The organism is Formosa sp. Hel1_31_208, assembly GCF_900104785.1.
GTDB lineage: Bacteria > Bacteroidota > Bacteroidia > Flavobacteriales > Flavobacteriaceae > Psychroserpens.
Genome location: NZ_LT629733.1, coordinates 759,903 through 776,556, shown reverse-complemented (window position 1 = coordinate 776,556; position 16,654 = coordinate 759,903). Strand labels below are relative to the sequence as shown.

Annotated in this window: 13 protein-coding genes; 9 read left to right on the top strand and 4 right to left on the bottom strand. The window is 34.1% G+C overall.

The features are described 5' to 3' along the window. Window positions 1-57: 57 nt before the first annotated feature. Window positions 58-417, top strand: a complete 360-nt coding sequence (locus BLT57_RS03340; protein ID WP_091422272.1) for an arsenate reductase family protein — start codon at window positions 58-60, stop codon at window positions 415-417. Beyond that, window positions 410-1,303, top strand: coding sequence for a DMT family transporter (locus BLT57_RS03335; protein ID WP_091422265.1), 894 nt, complete (start codon window positions 410-412; stop codon window positions 1,301-1,303). The genes BLT57_RS03340 and BLT57_RS03335 overlap by 8 nt, the downstream gene beginning before the upstream one ends. On the opposite strand, the gene BLT57_RS03330 is transcribed toward BLT57_RS03335, so the two are convergent. Then, entirely contained in the window at window positions 1,295-1,771 is a 477-nt protein-coding gene (locus tag BLT57_RS03330; protein WP_091422262.1) for a thioesterase family protein, read from the bottom strand. The two genes, BLT57_RS03335 and BLT57_RS03330, sit on opposite strands and share 9 nt — an antisense overlap. A gap of 105 nt (window positions 1,772-1,876) precedes the next feature. Here BLT57_RS03330 and BLT57_RS03325 point away from each other — a divergent pair, with 105 nt between their 5' ends. The 3 genes from BLT57_RS03325 to nadD are packed head-to-tail and all read left to right on the top strand — an operon-like array spanning window position 1,877 to window position 3,929. Beyond that, window positions 1,877-2,734 carry a YicC/YloC family endoribonuclease gene (locus BLT57_RS03325; protein WP_091422260.1) on the top strand — a complete coding sequence of 286 codons (858 nt, stop codon included), beginning with the start codon at window positions 1,877-1,879 and terminating at the stop codon, window positions 2,732-2,734. 23 nt (window positions 2,735-2,757) lie between these two features. Further along, window positions 2,758-3,354 carry a guanylate kinase gene (gmk, locus tag BLT57_RS03320; protein ID WP_091422258.1) on the top strand — a complete coding sequence of 199 codons (597 nt, stop codon included), beginning with the start codon at window positions 2,758-2,760 and terminating at the stop codon, window positions 3,352-3,354. Further along, the gene (nadD, locus tag BLT57_RS03315; RefSeq protein ID WP_091422256.1) at window positions 3,351-3,929 is read left to right on the top strand and encodes a nicotinate (nicotinamide) nucleotide adenylyltransferase; all 579 of its coding nucleotides are present in this window, start codon (window positions 3,351-3,353) and stop codon (window positions 3,927-3,929) included. Before gmk ends, nadD begins: the two co-directional genes overlap by 4 nt. A gap of 461 nt (window positions 3,930-4,390) precedes the next feature. Here nadD and BLT57_RS03305 read toward each other — a convergent pair whose 3' ends face one another. After that, the gene (locus BLT57_RS03305) at window positions 4,391-4,750 is read right to left on the bottom strand and encodes a YraN family protein (protein ID WP_091422248.1); all 360 of its coding nucleotides are present in this window, start codon (window positions 4,748-4,750) and stop codon (window positions 4,391-4,393) included. Between the two features lie 15 nt (window positions 4,751-4,765). Further along, window positions 4,766-5,773 (bottom strand): LD-carboxypeptidase, encoded by a 1,008-nt coding sequence (locus BLT57_RS03300; protein WP_091422244.1) that lies wholly within the window; start codon window positions 5,771-5,773, stop codon window positions 4,766-4,768. A 212-nt stretch (window positions 5,774-5,985) separates the two neighbouring features. Here BLT57_RS03300 and metG point away from each other — a divergent pair, with 212 nt between their 5' ends. Both metG and BLT57_RS03290 read left to right on the top strand, forming a co-directional pair. Beyond that, entirely contained in the window at window positions 5,986-8,031 is a 2,046-nt protein-coding gene (metG, locus tag BLT57_RS03295) for a methionine--tRNA ligase (protein ID WP_091422239.1), read from the top strand. A gap of 1 nt (window position 8,032) precedes the next feature. Next, window positions 8,033-8,935, top strand: a complete 903-nt coding sequence (locus BLT57_RS03290; protein ID WP_091422234.1) for a histone deacetylase — start codon at window positions 8,033-8,035, stop codon at window positions 8,933-8,935. A gap of 13 nt (window positions 8,936-8,948) precedes the next feature. Here BLT57_RS03290 and BLT57_RS03285 read toward each other — a convergent pair whose 3' ends face one another. Further along, a complete protein-coding gene (locus BLT57_RS03285) occupies window positions 8,949-11,534 on the bottom strand; it encodes a phosphoenolpyruvate carboxylase (RefSeq protein ID WP_091422230.1) in 2,586 nt (861 codons plus the stop codon). Window positions 11,535-11,737: 203 nt separating this feature from the next. Between BLT57_RS03285 and BLT57_RS03280 the strand changes: the two genes are divergently transcribed. Both BLT57_RS03280 and BLT57_RS03275 read left to right on the top strand, forming a co-directional pair. Further along, window positions 11,738-14,152 (top strand): hypothetical protein, encoded by a 2,415-nt coding sequence (locus BLT57_RS03280; RefSeq protein WP_157717109.1) that lies wholly within the window; start codon window positions 11,738-11,740, stop codon window positions 14,150-14,152. A gap of 33 nt (window positions 14,153-14,185) precedes the next feature. Then, window positions 14,186-16,573 (top strand): hypothetical protein, encoded by a 2,388-nt coding sequence (locus BLT57_RS03275; protein ID WP_091422224.1) that lies wholly within the window; start codon window positions 14,186-14,188, stop codon window positions 16,571-16,573. Window positions 16,574-16,654 lie beyond the last annotated feature (81 nt).

Below are 16,654 nucleotides of genomic sequence, written 5' to 3'. Positions count from 1 at the left end.
TAAAAGTAGCCAAATTTACCTTAATTTCTATTTACTTTGCAAATCAACCCACACCAAATGAATAGAATTTTCTATCTTAAAACGTGTAATACGTGCACAAGGATTATTAATGAGCTCAATTTACCCAGTTCAGTGGTCCTTCAGGAAATAAAATCTAATCCAATAAATGAAATACAGTTAGATGAATTAAAATCACTCTCAGGATCATACGAAGCATTATTCAGCAAACGTGCGCAGCTATACAAAAGTGAAGGTTTAAAGGACAAACAACTTTCGGAAGCCGACTTTAAGGCCTATATTCTCAAGCATTATACCTTCTTAAAACGACCTGTTCTAGTATATAACAATCATATTTTTATTGGAAATAGTTCTAAAACTGTAGAAGCTGCAAAAGCTTTTATCCATTTACATGAATAAACAGAAATTTGCCATTATTGCCCTCTTTTTAGTGCAGTTACTCTATGGCTTAAACTATACCTTCGCCAAAATCGTTATTAATGAAAGTTTTGTGAAACCATTTTCCTTGGTGCTATTAAGGGTTGGAGGAGCAACACTATTATTTTGGATTTTTGGATTGTTTTTTAAACAAGAAAAAATTGAACTTAAAGATTATTTCACCTTTTTCTTAGGAGCAGTATTCGGTGTAGCAATTAATATGCTACTATTTCTAAAAGGCTTAGAATTAACTTCTCCCATCCACGCCTCTGTAATCGTAACAATCACACCAATTATTATTCTCATTTTATCTTCATTTTTCTTGTCAGAAAAAATCACTAGATTAAAGATTCTTGGGGTTGTTTTAGGGTTTTGTGGTGGAATTTTATTGACAATACTTGGAAAGTCAACACGTATTGGAGACAATGTGCCACTTGGAAATACTTTAATATTCATTAATGCTATTTCTTATAGTATCTACATCATTATCATTAAAAAATTAACCGCAAAATACCATCCATTCACTTTTATTAAATGGCTATTTTTATTTGGGCTACTTCTTGTCTTACCTTTTGGATATCATGAGACTACAGAAATTCAATGGGATACTTTCACACCTTACATCTGGTTCTCGGTGCTATTTGTAGTCATCGGTGCAACATTTGGAACTTACATCTTAAACCCATTGGCCTTAAGATCACTTAAAGCATCAACAGTAGGCGTATTTATTTATTTACAGCCTGTAATTGCTGGGGTTTTTGCTATTGTTATGGGAGTTGATGTGGTTAGTCCAGTTAAGATAGTTGCTATGCTACTGATTTTTTCAGGGGTGTATTTAGTTACCAAAAAGCCAAAACTATCAACTTAGATTTATAGGCTTTTTACCAGATTTTCTGGTATCCTCTTTCGTTAATGTTTTGAAATTTTCTGATCTCGGAAACTGTGCTATTAAACTCAAAAGGTTTTCGGGTAGACTAATAAGTTGTCTCGTTTTTAAATTAATCCACGCTCCAAGTATATCACAAGTCGCAACATGTTGTCCTTTTTGATTATAAAAATTATGTTCAAACTTAAAAAACATCCCATCTTCACTTAATCCCGAAACGGCAAGTGTTACTGTCAAGGTTTGGCCAAGAAAAGATTCTTTAAAATAATAGATCTGCTCAGAAAAGACTACAGGACCTATACCATGATTAATGAGCTCTTTCATAGAAAATCCGTGTGTATTTAAAAACCCAACACGCGTATGACTCATAAAGTTAACATATGCTGAATTGGCTAAATGGCTATTAGCATCAACATCACTCCATCTAATTTCAAAATCTTTTTTATACATCAGGACAGTTTTAAGATCTGCAAAGTTATCGTTTTTTATAATGTTTTAGGATCATTCATAACTTTATGATTTTCGTTACCTTTGTTCAACTTTTAAAATTTGTACATGATCCAATCAATGACAGGTTATGGGAAATCTGTAATACAACTCCCAACCAAGAAAATATCAATCGAAGTAAAATCACTTAACAGTAAAAATCTCGATTTAAATACACGTATGCCGTCAATGTATCGTGAAAAGGAATTAGCAATAAGAAAGCTTATTGCTTCCAAATTAGTGAGAGGTAAGGTTGATTTTTCTTTATATATGGAAATTACTGGAGAAGCAACCTCTTCACAGATTAATAAGACGGTTGTAAAACAGTACATGAAGCAATTAAAAGATGTTGTTGATGGTGATGATACAGAGCTGTTAAAGATGGCTATTAGACTTCCCGATGCAATAACTACTGAACGGGATGACATTGATGAAGATGAATGGAAACTAATTGCAACTGAAATAGATAAGAGTTTAGAAAAAATACACGAATACCGACGCGATGAAGGAAAAAGTCTTGAAACAGAATTTCTCACGCGAGTACAAAATATTTCTACCCTCTTAGAAGAGGTTATTGCCATGGATCCGGAACGGATTGAAGGTGTTAGAGAACGCTTAAACAAAGGGATCTCAGAAATCAAAGAGAAAGTAGATGAAAACCGATTTGAGCAAGAACTCGTTTATTATATTGAAAAATTTGATATCACAGAAGAAAAAGTTCGCCTAAAAAACCATTTAGATTACTTTCAAAAGGCTTTAAAATCTGATGATTCAAATGGAAAAAAGCTTGGGTTTATTGCTCAGGAAATGGGTCGTGAAATTAATACTATTGGATCCAAATCTAATTATGCACCTATGCAGAAATTAGTCGTACAAATGAAAGATGAACTTGAAAAAATTAAGGAACAATTATTGAATGTTCTTTAAAAACAACGTTATAAATCACATTTTTGAAAAATAATAGCACTCAAAAAACAGGTAAATTAATTGTATTTTCAGCACCCTCTGGATCTGGAAAAACAACCATAGTTAGACACTTATTAAATCAAAAAGAACTCAATTTAGAGTTCTCTATTTCAGCAACTTCTCGAGAAAAAAGAGGCCAGGAAACTGATGGGAAAGATTATTATTTCTTAGATTTAAAAACATTTAAAAACAAGATAAAAAATGACGAGTTTTTAGAATGGGAAGAAGTCTATAGAGATAACTTTTATGGCACACTTAAAACTGAAATTGAGCGTATTTGGGCCAAAGGTAAAAACGTAATTTTTGATATAGATGTATCTGGCGGACTTCGTATTAAGAAGAAATTTCCTGATGAAACGCTCGCTATATTTGTAAAACCTCCAGATTTGAATGAGTTAATTATTAGACTTAAACAACGTGGTGAAGAAAGTGCTGAAAAGATTAGTATGCGCGTAGCCAAAGCTCCTGCCGAATTGGCAACAGCACCTTTGTTTGATGAAATTGTACTCAATAAAGATTTAGATAGAGCACTTGATGATGCGTATGCCCTAGTGTCTAACTTTATTAATGAGAAGTCATGAAAATTGGACTCTATTTTGGAACATTTAATCCAATTCACATTGGTCACCTTACGATTGCCAATCACATGGTAGAATATAGTGATTTGGATAAACTTTGGTTTGTAGTCACGCCTCATAGTCCCTTTAAAAAGAAAAGCTCGCTTCTAGATGATCGTCAACGCTATGAAATGGTATATCGTGCTACCAAGGATTATAATAAACTGGAGCCTAGTGATATTGAATTTAGTTTGCCCCAACCCAATTATACTATTAATACGCTAGTTTATCTGCAAGAAAAATATCCTCAACATGAGTTTTCACTGATTATGGGAGAAGATAATTTAAAGAGTTTTCACAAATGGAAAAACTTTAAATTGATTTTAGCGAATCACAATATCTATGTGTATCCGAGAATTTCTGAAGGACAATTAGAATCAAAATTTGACGACCACATCAATATCCACAAAGTTGATGCTCCAATTATGGAATTATCATCTACGTTTATCAGAAATGCGATAAAAGAAGGAAAAAATGTGCGACCAATGTTACCCGAACACGTTTGGGAATATTTAGATGAAATGAACTTTTATCATTAAGCTCATAACATGTTATACTTTTCGCATTGCATGGGTTTAATCATATTGTTCAAAACTAATCCTTAAAATAGTTTTAATCATTAAAAAAAAATCATATTTTTATTATCTAAAATTTTTATCCTCTAAATGAGTTATACTTTTATAATAGGTATTAGTCTTATTGCGATTTTACTCTATAAATTCTTTGAGTGCGCTAGACGCAATAATCTCAAAAAACTAGAGAAAATAAAATTTGTGGTTTCAGGTTTATTAATAGCTGCATTTATTGCTACTGGCCATTTTTTAAGTTATCCTGATTCTTTGTACTGGTTTATCTTTTCTGCAATTATAATTCTATCTGTGAGTTTATCGTCTAAAGTATTTAGAAATGAATTGAAACGATATTTATCCCTTAGTCAGAAAGATAAAATTATTAATGCCTGTTATTATGTTCTACTTTTAGCTTGCATCAACATCTTTTTTTAGAAGTGATAAAAGGCATTTTCTAAATGCTCGATATCATATTTACTGCCTTTCTTTACAATAGCAATAATATCAAACCTGACCTCCACATCAAGATCATTTGATAATACAAATTCATTTACAGCTTTAATTATGCGCTGGATTTGTTTCGGTTTTAAAAAATCCTGAGGATTTCCAAAATCTAAAGATGAACGTGTTTTAACCTCAACAACGGCTAGAGTCCCCTCAAATAATGCAATGATATCAATTTCTGCTTTTTGGTAAACATAGTTAGTCGCAAGTAGTGCATATCCTTTATTTAACAAAAAATCAACAGCTAACTGTTCTCCATATTTCCCTAAGTCGTTGTGGCTTGCCATAAGAATTGGCTTCTACTAATAATTCAAAATCGCTTTATCTTTTTTTACTTCAAGCTTTATGGTCATTCCAAAAATCATAGCACGATTATCTTTTTCATGTCCCGCTGGCATATGAAAGGCAATTGGAAAATCATAATCAGCCAAGGCATCTATAATCAGTTGCTCAACTGAAGTGCCCCAAAGTGTGGTATTCTTTCTAAGCTTACTCATATCGCCTACAATTAAGCCTTTACAATTATCAAAATAACCAGCACGCTTTAAACTTTGTAACATGCGATCTATATGATACTTGTATTCTCCTATCTCTTCAATAAATAAAATTTTACCAGAAGTATCAATACTAGTCTTAGAACCAAGCATGGTGTGAAGCATCGTAAGATTTCCTCCAACTAAAGGCCCTATGGCTTCGCCTTCTTTGTTGTATGATGAGCCCTTTAAAGTATAGCTCACGGGATTGCCAAAAATTGTAGACCTAAATGTATCTATAGTCTCTTTAATATCATTTAAATCTTCTGTTAAACTCACACACATCAGCGCATGAATTGATTGATACCCTTCATTGTGAACTTGATTGTGTAATGCCGTAATATCACTATATCCAATAATCCATTTTGGGTGTTCTTTAAACTTAGTGTAATCTAATTTATCTAGAATTCTAACCGTGCCATAACCCCCTCTAGCGCACCAAATTGCGCTTATAGTTGGATCATCTAAAGCCTTTTGAAAATCTTCACAACGTTCATCATCGGTTCCTGCAAAATGATCTTCTTGCTTAAACACATGTTTTCCAACAACGGCATTTAATCCCAAACTATCCAATAAAGCAAGAGCTCGTCCAATTTCTTCATTTCTGTTTTTTAAAATTCCTGAAGGAGCGACAATTGCAACTGTATCTCCAGCCTTTAAGTATTGTGGTTGTATCAAAGCAGTTTGGTTTTGTTGAACAGATTTATTTTGAGCTTGTAACTTTCCGAAGGAAAAAAACAGGATGCTTAAGAGAAAAAAAATACGGATTTTAGACATAATGTAAATGTACATTTTTTTTCACATGTTTAAATTTAATAATTATCAACGCATAAATTAATTATAAAATTAAGAACGTCAACAACCACTGGGTTCTGTCACTAAAAATATTAAACATTTCCTAATAAAAATGAAGCTTAAAATTTATAAATGCTCGTTTCTAAATCCCTTGCAAATTGCGTACTTTTGTGGCTTGTTAAAACGAATTCAAGATGTCTAAACGATATACCATTACGGCAGCATTACCATACACTAACGGTCCCATACATATCGGACATCTCGCTGGTGTTTATGTCCCCGCAGATATATATGCCCGCTACAAACGATTAACCGGAAATGATGTGGCTTTTATTTGTGGAAGCGATGAACATGGTGTGCCAATCACAATTAAAGCAAAAAAAGAAGGTGTCTCACCTCAAGATATCGTAGACAAATATCATGCGATTATTAAAAAATCATTTGTAGACTTCGGAATTACATTCGATAATTATTCTCGTACTTCAGCAAAAATTCATCATGATACCGCTTCAGAGTTTTTTAAAACCCTTTATGATAAGCACGAATTTGTTGAGGAAGTCACAGAGCAATTGTATGACGCAGAAGCAAATCAATTTTTAGCCGATCGCTTTGTCACTGGTACTTGTCCGAAATGTGGAAACGAAGAAGCTTATGGCGATCAATGTGAAAATTGTGGCTCCAGCTTGAATGCAACCGATCTCATAAATCCAAAATCGGCAATTACTGGAAATGTGCCAACCTTAAAAGAAACCAAACACTGGTTTCTACCCTTAAATAAACATGAGGACTTTTTAAAAGAATGGATCTTAAAAGGCCACAAAAAAGATTGGAAGCCTAATGTTTACGGACAAGTAAAATCTTGGATTGATGATGGGTTAAGGCCAAGAGCTGTAACACGTGATTTGGATTGGGGAATTCCAGTTCCTGTTCCAGGAGGCGAAGGGAAAGTGCTTTACGTGTGGTTTGATGCACCTATTGGGTATATTTCTTCAACCAAAGAATGGGCAAAACGCGAAGGTAAAGACTGGGAACCCTATTGGAAAGATAAAGACACTAAATTAGTGCACTTTATAGGCAAAGACAATATTGTATTTCACTGTATCATGTTTCCAGCAATGTTAAAAGCTGAAGGCTCATATATTTTACCAGATAATGTTCCGGCAAATGAATTTTTAAATTTGGAAGGCAAGAAACTATCTACCTCTAAAAATTGGGCTGTTTGGCTACCCGACTACTTAGAAGATTTCCCTAATCAGCAAGATGTGTTGCGCTATGCTTTAACGGCTAATGCGCCAGAGAGCAAGGATAATGATTTTACCTGGAAAGATTTTCAAGCAAGAAATAACAATGAGTTAGTGGCTATCTTCGGAAATTTTATAAACCGCGTTGTTGTGCTTACCAATAAATATTATGATGGTATTGTGCCAGAAGCTTCAGAATTTTCAGAAGTGGATAATAAAACTTTAGCGACTATAAAAGCGTATCCATCGGTTATTGAAAGTTCTCTTGAACGCTACCGTTTTAGAGAAGCGAGTCAAGAGTTGATGAATTTAGCCCGTCTTGGAAATAAATATTTAGCTGATGAAGAACCGTGGAAATTAGTTAAAACAGATGGCACTCGCACCAAGACCATAATGTTTGTTGCACTTCAAATAGCAAGTGCTTTAGCGACCTTGTGTGAGCCATTTTTGCCATTTACTTCAACGAAATTAAAAAGTATTCTAAACACTGATGATAATTCTTGGAGTGATATTTCAACTAAAGACATTCTTATTCCATCTGAACATCAAATTGGGAAAGGCGAATTATTGTTTTCAAAAATCGAAGACAAAACTATTCAAGAACAACTCGATAAACTAGAAGCGAGTAAAAAAGTGAATGAAGCTGCTAATAAAGAAATTGAACCACAAAAAGACATCATTGTGTTCGAAGATTTTACGAAACTAGACATGAGAGTAGGTACGATTCTGGAAGCTGAAAAAATGCCCAAAACAAAAAAACTTCTCATGCTAAAAGTAGATACCGGTATTGATACCAGAACCATTGTTTCTGGTATTGCGGAAAGTTTTACTCCCGAAGAAGTAATTGGCAAACAAGTGACTGTTTTAGTAAATTTAGCACCTAGAGCATTACGAGGTGTTGAAAGCGAGGGCATGATCTTAATGACTGAAACTCCTGAAGGCAAATTGGTGTTTGTTAATCCGGATACAACGGTTAATAGTGGGTTGCAGATAAGTTAATATGCTCAAAATAGCTTTTCATCCTATTTATAAACATCCATTACCAGAAAGGCATCGCTTTCCAATGCTAAAATATGAATTGCTTCCAGAGCAATTGCGTTATGAAGGCACGTGCACAGAAGCACATTTTTTTGAACCTAACATTCCTAAAGAAGATCATATTCTGCGTGTTCATGACAAAGCTTACTATCAAGATCTTAAGCAGCTAACTTTAGATAGAAGAGCGGCAAGAAAAATTGGATTCCCATTAAGTGATATTTTAGTAACACGTGAAGTCATTATTGCCGATGGAACGATAAAGGCCAGTGAATTTGCGCTGTCAAATGGTATAGCTATGAATATTGCGGGAGGGACGCATCATGCGTATACCAATCGCGGTGAAGCCTTTTGTCTTTTAAACGATCAAGCTATTGGAGCACGCTATCTTCAGAAGCAAAAACTAGCAGAAAAAATTCTTATTGTAGATTTGGACGTACACCAAGGAAATGGCACTGCTGAAATATTTCAAAATGACCCAACAGTCTTCACCTTTTCAATGCATGGGAAAGGGAACTATCCATTTAAAAAGGAAATAAGTGATCTAGATATCGCCTTAGAGAATAACACTAATGACGAGACTTACCTAAATCTTCTACAAAATGCACTACCCAAATTGATTGAACAAGAACAACCCGATTTTATCTACTACCTATGCGGTGTTGACGTAATTGAAACAGACAAACTAGGGAAACTCGGCATGACTTTAGAAGGCTGTAAATCCCGGGATAAGTTTGTACTCGACACCTGCAAATCTTATGGAATACCAGTGATGTGCAGTATGGGAGGTGGGTACTCTCCAGACATTAAAACTATTGTTGAAGCTCATGCTAACACCTTCCGATTAGCACAAGAGATTTTCTTTTAATATCCTCAAATGATTAGGCCGAATTTCGACTTGCATTAATATTTCCGAAAAGAGAACGCATCACAATCTTCTCATAGATTTCAATTTGTTTCAAATCTCTGACCTCAGCCTTTTCTAATTCCTGAATCTTTTTTAATGCATACTGCTGAATGGTTAATAAAGGTAACACGATAGACTCTCTAACATTAATTGATGCTTTACCAACAGGTTCATTTTCCATCAATTCCCCATATCCAGTGAGCTTTAGTAATAATCGTTTAGAAGTTTCGTATTCCTTATAAATAACCGTCCAAAAAGCACCAAACTCTTCATCTTCGGCCATATATTTCGTAAGGTCAAAAAAGGATTTAGATAAGGACATCATACTGTTTTCTACCAAAGTTTTAAAGAAACTTGAATTGTGATATAATGTTTTAACCTTGTCAAATTCGTCTTTATCCTCATAATGCTTTAGCGCGGTTCCAACACCAAAAAATCCAGGAACATTTTGTTTTAACTGACTCCAGCTTCCCACAAAAGGAATCGCTCTTAAATCTTCAAAAACAAGTTTACTTGATTTGCCTCGTTTAGATGGCCGACTCCCAATATTTGTTTTTGCATAGTATTTTAAAGTACTCATGCGCTCCAAATAAGGCAAGAACATGGGGTGATTTTTAAAATCAACATAAGTTTGGTAACTAATATTAGCCAAATTATCCATTACAGACTTATCATCAGGTAACATGGCTATATTTTTGTCATTTAGCCGGTTAGAAATCCCAGAACTAATGAGTTGTTCCATATTATATTGTGACGAATCTACGGTTCCGAAATTAGAACTTATAGTTTGTCCCTGAATGGTCAACTGAATTTCTTTGTCTTCAATTGTTGGCCCAAGTGATGCATAAAACTGATGCGTCTTTCCTCCGCCTCTTGCAGGTGGTCCTCCTCTACCATCAAAGAAAATAACACCAATACCATAGCGGCGCGACAATTCGGTTAAGGCTTCCTTGGCCTTAAAAATTGCCCAATTAGCCATTAAATATCCACCATCTTTGGTACCATCACTAAAACCTAACATAATGGTTTGTTTGTTATCCCGTTCTTCTAAATGAGCTCTATAGTTTGGATTAGTATATAGCTCTTCCATCACTTTTGGCGATGCTTCTAAATCGGTTACGGTTTCAAATAATGGCACGATATCAGCCGTCAAAGATTCGTGAAACGCCACAATTTTTAACATGGCAAATAATTGTAATACGTTTAAAGTTGTTTGATTATTACTAATGATATAACGGTTACAGGCAATCTCTCCATTTTCTTCTTGAATGGTTTTCATTGCTTTGATAGTTTCACTAATATTTATAGCTAACTCATCCTTAAATGTTATGTCTCTAACAGATCCCTTAACTTCAGAAAGCAGTTTCAATTGTTGGTCTAAAGGGAGTTCAAAATAATTTTTAGGGAATAGCTCACTATCACTGTCAATAAGTTCAGTAACCAAAGCTGTAAACATACTATCGTGAACACGACTATCTTGACGAATGTCTAAGCTCGCAAAATGATAGCCGAAAAGAGTGGTCCGGTTGATTAATGTGGTTAACTTTTCAACAAACAAAGACTGATGTTCGGTAATTAATTGATCTCTTATCTCTTTAAGCTCATTTCTAAATTCATCAAGCGTGACTTGGAAGTTATCATTGCGATGCAATAAGGTATTGTGTAACTTATGATTAAGATCAATAACACGTTCTCTGATTCCTTTAAACGTTAAACGCCTTCTTAAGTACTTAACATCTTTTATATAGTTTTTAATGATTGATTCCTTTAATTTTTTAGCAACATCTAGTGTGATTTGAGGTGTTACAAATGGGTTGCCATCACGATCTCCACCTGGCCAAAACCCTATATTAATGATAGAATTCTCTATTTCTTTTCCCTCAAAAATATTATCTTGAACATAGTCATAAATTGACCCAAACGAATGGTAAAATACATTTTTTAAATACCAAATAAGGTTCACTGCTTCATCATAAGGAGTCGGTTTTTTATCCTTGAAAAATGGTGTTTTTCCTAATTGGGCTAACAGACTATTAATCTCAATTAGATTATCAGATTTAATAGCTTCAGCTAAGTCTGTAATTATTCCCAATACCGTTCCAGGATAAAATTGAGTTGGGTGCGCCGTCAAAACTATCCGAACTTTAAACGCTTCGAGATAATCTTGCAAGAGCTGCTTCTTATTCTCAGCTTCTGCATTTTCTTTTAAACTTCGAAGCGTACCAATACCCTCCATATTATGTACTACAGAAAATGCAGCATCTTCAACGGCATCAAATAATACGACTTGTCGTTCTATGTATTGAATAAAACGAAACAGCAGATTAATTTGACTTTCTTTATTTCTTCTCCCTTGATATTTTTTAAAGAAGGTCTCCACAATAGTTGTAGGATCGTCTCCAGACTCAAATCCTTTTTTACAAGTTTCATGGAATAAAGGAAGTAATACAACTGTTTTAGTTATAGTGTCAAAGGGTAAGGTCATAAAAATACTATTATAAATCTGGTATTTCGACATTACGTTTTGCTTGAATCTTGTAAGTTTTGTTGGTGTAGACATGTTCAAAATCATTTAGATAAAAGTAGTAAAGCTTTAGTAATTTAGATAATTTGTTAGTTCTTTTTACAGAATATTCAGTTTTAAAATAAGGTCGTTACTAATCTGTCAATAAAATCAAATTTTAACTAGAAATTAATAGTTTATATGTAAGAAAATATGACGTTTTGCGCTAACTTTACCTCATTGAATCAACGCTTTATGCTATGAAAACTTCCCACTCCTCTTTCATATCCTTACAGTCATTCTTATGCATAACGCTCGGGATGTGTGCGTTCTTCGGAAGCGCGCAAATCAATGATGATGCTTATCTTTTTAACACGTACCAAGACTATGGAAAACTTCCGAGAGAGACGGCTTATGGTCATTTAAATAAATCTACTCTAATTAATGGTGAAAGTCTCGGGTTTACGGTGTATTTATTCGACAAATATACCAAACGATCTTCCATTGTGACGCGAAATGTCTATTGTACCATAGAGAATAGTGCTGGCAAGATTCTAAAAAAGAAACTGATACTAGCGACTAATGGTGTCGCTTCAGGAAGTATAGAAATTGATAGTGTATTCGCTTCCGGCAACTACATTTTTAAGGCTTTTACTAACTGGATGAAAAACTTTGAAGAGCAGAACTTTTATGTACAACACATAAAAGTAATTAATCCGGAAGACAACAATAATAATGAAGAGGAAGAGGATTATTTTGATATTGAAGCTCAGTTTTTGCCTGAAGGTGGTCACTTAGTCTTAGATATTAAAAACACGGTTGGTGTAGTTGTAAAAGATGATTACGGTTTTGGTGTGCCCAATTTAAGAGGCACATTAACAGATGGTTATGACTTAGAGCTCACTAATTTTATTACTAATGCTTTTGGTATCGCTAAATTTGAATTCACACCTAAGAGTCGTCGTATTTACAAGGTAGAATTTGATGATGAGGAAGAAACGGTTGTTACTTTAGATTCAGGTAAAGCAAGAGGAATAGCTATGAGTCTTAAAGATCTTGACAATAAATTAGCATTAGTATTCAGAACCAACGCCTCAACCTTACCAACTATTGCAAATCAAACGTTTAAACTTACATTCAGTAACGGAAATCAACTCAATGCTACTGACATCAAATTCGGAGATAATTCGGAAATAACCACATTGATTAGTCACGATGATTTATTCACTGGAATAAACATTATCACCTTATTTGACGCCACTAATCAACCTATGTTAGAGCGCTTATATTTTAAACACAATGGTATTAGCCATCTTAAAACACAAGCGGTAAATGTGATAGCATCAAAAGACTCTTTAGAGATATCAATTGCTGCAAAAAATATCAATAACCAAGAGATTCATAATTTGAGCATTTCGGTATTACCTGAAGGGACTAAATCCTATAATCATCACCATAATATCGTCTCTTATACCTTTCTGAAACCTTATGTAAAAGGTCGAATTGAAAATGCCAAATACTACTTCACAGCTATTAATAAAAAGAAAATATTAGAGTTAGATAATCTCCTACTAACACAAGGCTGGAGTAGTTATGATTGGACTACTATTTTTAATAATCCACCTGTAAAACGCTTTGAATTTGAGGACGGACTGACCATTAATGCCAGTTTAAACAATACAAAAGGCAACAAGTTTGTTATTTACCCACAGCAGAACACACCAACAATTACATTAGAATTAAAAGATGGTCAGCGCAATTTCATTACCAAAGGGTTACTCCCAATGGAAGGTGAAACATTAAAAATTGGTGTAGTCGATAAAAATGATCGCGTTGAAAGGCCTAACCTTTATGTGCAGTTTTCACCTACTGAAATTCCCCAACTTTCAGGAGCTTTCGCTTCCTTAAAATACAGTAATAATTCCGGCTATTCATTCAACTCTGACCGACCTATTTTAGATGAATCTTGGAAAAATATTCAAGAATTAGATGAAGTTGTATTAACTGCTAAAAAGGAAGAAGAACGCTTTGAAAAGATTAAACGATTTAATAAAGGAAGAGTTGATGTGTTCACAGACTCACAACGCAAAAACACAACGGATTTTGCCTCTTACATAGCGACCAAAGGATTTCGTGTGTTTCAAGACCCACGTGATCCTAGATCATTAATTATACAACTACCCAGACGAACAACGTTTCAAGATAATAGTTCTCAAATGCGTCCATTAATTTATTTGAATAATCTGCTTATCGATCAAGAAGATCATCGGTTTTTAATGGATTTAGACATGAGTACACTTGATTATGTTATTATTGATAAACAAGGCCTTGGTGAGGGGATGCGCGGCGCTAATGGTGTGATAAAAATCTTTACGAATTCTGAATTAAGAACCAGAGAGTACAACATCACACGAGATGCTGGTCAAGAAATTAAAGTGCCGTTAGCATTTTCAGCAAGAAAGAAATTCTATGCACCTACCTATTCCAGCTATAGTACTGATTTCTTTGAGAACTACGGAGTGATTGATTGGTTTAGTCATTGCACGGTTGATAAAGACGGCTATATCAAATTCAAAATAAAGGATACTAAAAATAAGCAACTCAAGCTATTTATAGAAGGTATCGCTAACGATGGTTCTTTTATTTCAGAAGAAAAACTAATAAACTCTAACTAACTAAATCTGCTTATAAAGCTTTACACTTTCACTATGATTAAACCTGTTGATTATCAAGACTACACAATTAAGTTAATAGTATTAGGGTGTTGTTTCCTGTTTTCAAATACTGTGATGGCACAAGCAGAGGATGATACTTATCTTTTTGAAGCCTATAAGAATTACTCTAAGCTTCCTCGAGAAACGGCATATGGACATTTAAACAAAACAACCTTACTCAACGGAGAAAGTTTAGGGTTCTCAATATACATTTTTGACAAGTATACTAAGAAACCTTCTGAGGTAACCTCGAACGTCTATTGCTCAATTGAAACTGAGACTGGTAAGGTGCTAAAAAGTAAATTAATATTAGCTACGGAAGGCGTTGCTTCTGGACTCTTTAATATAGATAGCACATTTGCATCTGGTAACTACATCTTTAAGGGGTATACCAATTGGATGAAAAACTTTGACGAACAAAACTTCTATGTTCAAAATATTAAAATCATAAATCCCAATGACTACAATGCTCCAAATAAGATGTCAGATTCGGGTATTGATGCTCAATTTTTACCTGAAGGTGGTCATTTAATTTTGAATACCCAAAACACAATGGGTGTTGTTATCAAAAATGAACAAGGCTTTGGAATTCGCAATTTAGAAGGAATTGTATTGGACAATACAGGAAGCGAAATCACAAATTTTAAAACTAATGATTTTGGAATTAGTAAATTCAATATCATTCCAGAAACTGGAAAGACGTATTCGGTGATATTAAATTCTGAAGACTCTACACCTATTGTTTTGCAACCTGCCGAAAATCGGGGAATTAATATGAGCGTAACTGATTTAGGTAAGCGAGTTGCTCTAGTGTTTAGAACAAACGCGAGCACACTATCAGATATATCAAACAAAAAATTCAAACTATCCTTTAGTAATGGAAGCCAGTTAAAAGTCATTGATTTGGTTTTTAATGATAAAACTGAAATTGCGAGATTGATTAATTATTCCGATTTGTATCCAGGAATCAACATTATCACCTTATTTGATGAGACTAACAAGCCGGTATTAGAACGTTTATTCTTCAAACACGATGGTATAGAACGTCTTTTTACCGGAAAGGAAACTATAAAACAAGAAACCGATTCGTTAGTCATTACAATTCCAGTAAGTGGTATCGACAAAACCAAACCGCACAATTTTAGTGTTTCCGTGTTACCTGCAAATACCAAATCATATCGAGGCCATCACAATATTATATCCTATACATATCTTCAACCCTACCTTAACGGTTATGTCGAAAATGCCAAATATTATTTTACCAAAGTCGATCGAAAAAAGACATTAGAATTAGACAATTTATTATTAACACAAGGTTGGAGTAGTTATGATTGGAATACGATTTTTAATTACGATACTAAAGCTAATTATGCCTTTGAAAACGGGATTAGTCTTACGGCAAACCTCAATAATACCAAGGCAAAACAGTTTATTATTTACCCATTAAATAACTCCTCCACCATAACCATGAATGTGCCAGATGGCGAATCGTCTTTTAACGTTAAAGGCCTCCGACCTTTCGAAGATGAAATGATTACTATTGGTGCCGTAGAAAAAAAGAATCGTGTTCTAAAACCAAGTCTATACGCACAATTTACGCCCTCAAAAGTTCCGAATTTAAATCGTTCATTTTCAACTTTAGATTATAATGAGACTACTGTTTTTCGTTATAATCCAGAGGAACCTATTTTAGATAGTTCATGGAAAGATATTGAAGAACTCGGTGAGGTCTTAATAGTATCTAAAAGAGATGAAGAGCGTATTGAAAAAATAAAGAGTAATACAATAGGACAAATCGATTTTCTCACTGATGTGCAACGCGATTCTTATACCACTTTTGGCAACTACATTAGTACCAAAGGATTTAATGTCTTTCAAAATGCAACAACCTTAACTATCACGAATACCAGAAGAACAACATTAGGATCAAGTTCTCCAATTATCTATCTCGATGGTCTACTTCTTTTCGATAATGGTATACTGCTCAATTTAGACATGTCAATTGTAGATTATGTACAAATAGACAAATCAGGTTTAGGTGAAGGTATTCGAGGGGCTGGAGGCGTAATTAGGATTGTTACCGATCCACAATTAAGAACTGAACGTTATAATAACAATCCAGAAGCTGGTCTAAAAGTTAAACCACCCTTAGCCTTCGCGACACAAAAAAAATTCTACACACCCGCTTATACCTATTATAAAAGTACTTTTTTTCAAAACTATGGTGTCATTGATTGGTTTCCAAATCTTAAAGCAGATGATAATGGCAACTTAACCCTTAAAGTCAAGAATACAAAAAACAATCAATTCAAACTGTTTATTGAAGGTGTAGGAAATTTCGGCACGTTTCTTGTAAATGAAAAGATAATCACAATAAATTAGTTTAACTCTTTAATTCATCCTCTACTATGAAAAAAAAGTATCACTCGTTAAAAACTAATCCCACTAAATTAATCGTTTTTA

Bases quoted from the DNA above. Each gene is read 5' to 3' on its own strand.
- BLT57_RS03305 (WP_091422248.1), bottom strand. From the start codon at position 4,750: ATGGCAAGCCACAACGACTTAGGGAAATATGGAGAACAGTTAGCTGTT.
- BLT57_RS03335 (WP_091422265.1), top strand. From the start codon at position 410: ATGAATAAACAGAAATTTGCCATTATTGCCCTCTTTTTAGTGCAGTTA.
- metG (WP_091422239.1), top strand. From the start codon at position 5,986: ATGTCTAAACGATATACCATTACGGCAGCATTACCATACACTAACGGT.
- BLT57_RS03300 (WP_091422244.1), bottom strand. From the start codon at position 5,773: ATGTCTAAAATCCGTATTTTTTTTCTCTTAAGCATCCTGTTTTTTTCC.
- BLT57_RS03290 (WP_091422234.1), top strand. From the start codon at position 8,033: ATGCTCAAAATAGCTTTTCATCCTATTTATAAACATCCATTACCAGAA.
- BLT57_RS03340 (WP_091422272.1), top strand. From the start codon at position 58: ATGAATAGAATTTTCTATCTTAAAACGTGTAATACGTGCACAAGGATT.
- BLT57_RS03285 (WP_091422230.1), bottom strand. From the start codon at position 11,534: ATGTCTACACCAACAAAACTTACAAGATTCAAGCAAAACGTAATGTCG.
- nadD (WP_091422256.1), top strand. From the start codon at position 3,351: ATGAAAATTGGACTCTATTTTGGAACATTTAATCCAATTCACATTGGT.
- BLT57_RS03325 (WP_091422260.1), top strand. From the start codon at position 1,877: ATGATCCAATCAATGACAGGTTATGGGAAATCTGTAATACAACTCCCA.
- BLT57_RS03280 (WP_157717109.1), top strand. From the start codon at position 11,738: ATGAAAACTTCCCACTCCTCTTTCATATCCTTACAGTCATTCTTATGC.
- BLT57_RS03330 (WP_091422262.1), bottom strand. From the start codon at position 1,771: ATGTATAAAAAAGATTTTGAAATTAGATGGAGTGATGTTGATGCTAAT.
- BLT57_RS03275 (WP_091422224.1), top strand. From the start codon at position 14,186: ATGATTAAACCTGTTGATTATCAAGACTACACAATTAAGTTAATAGTA.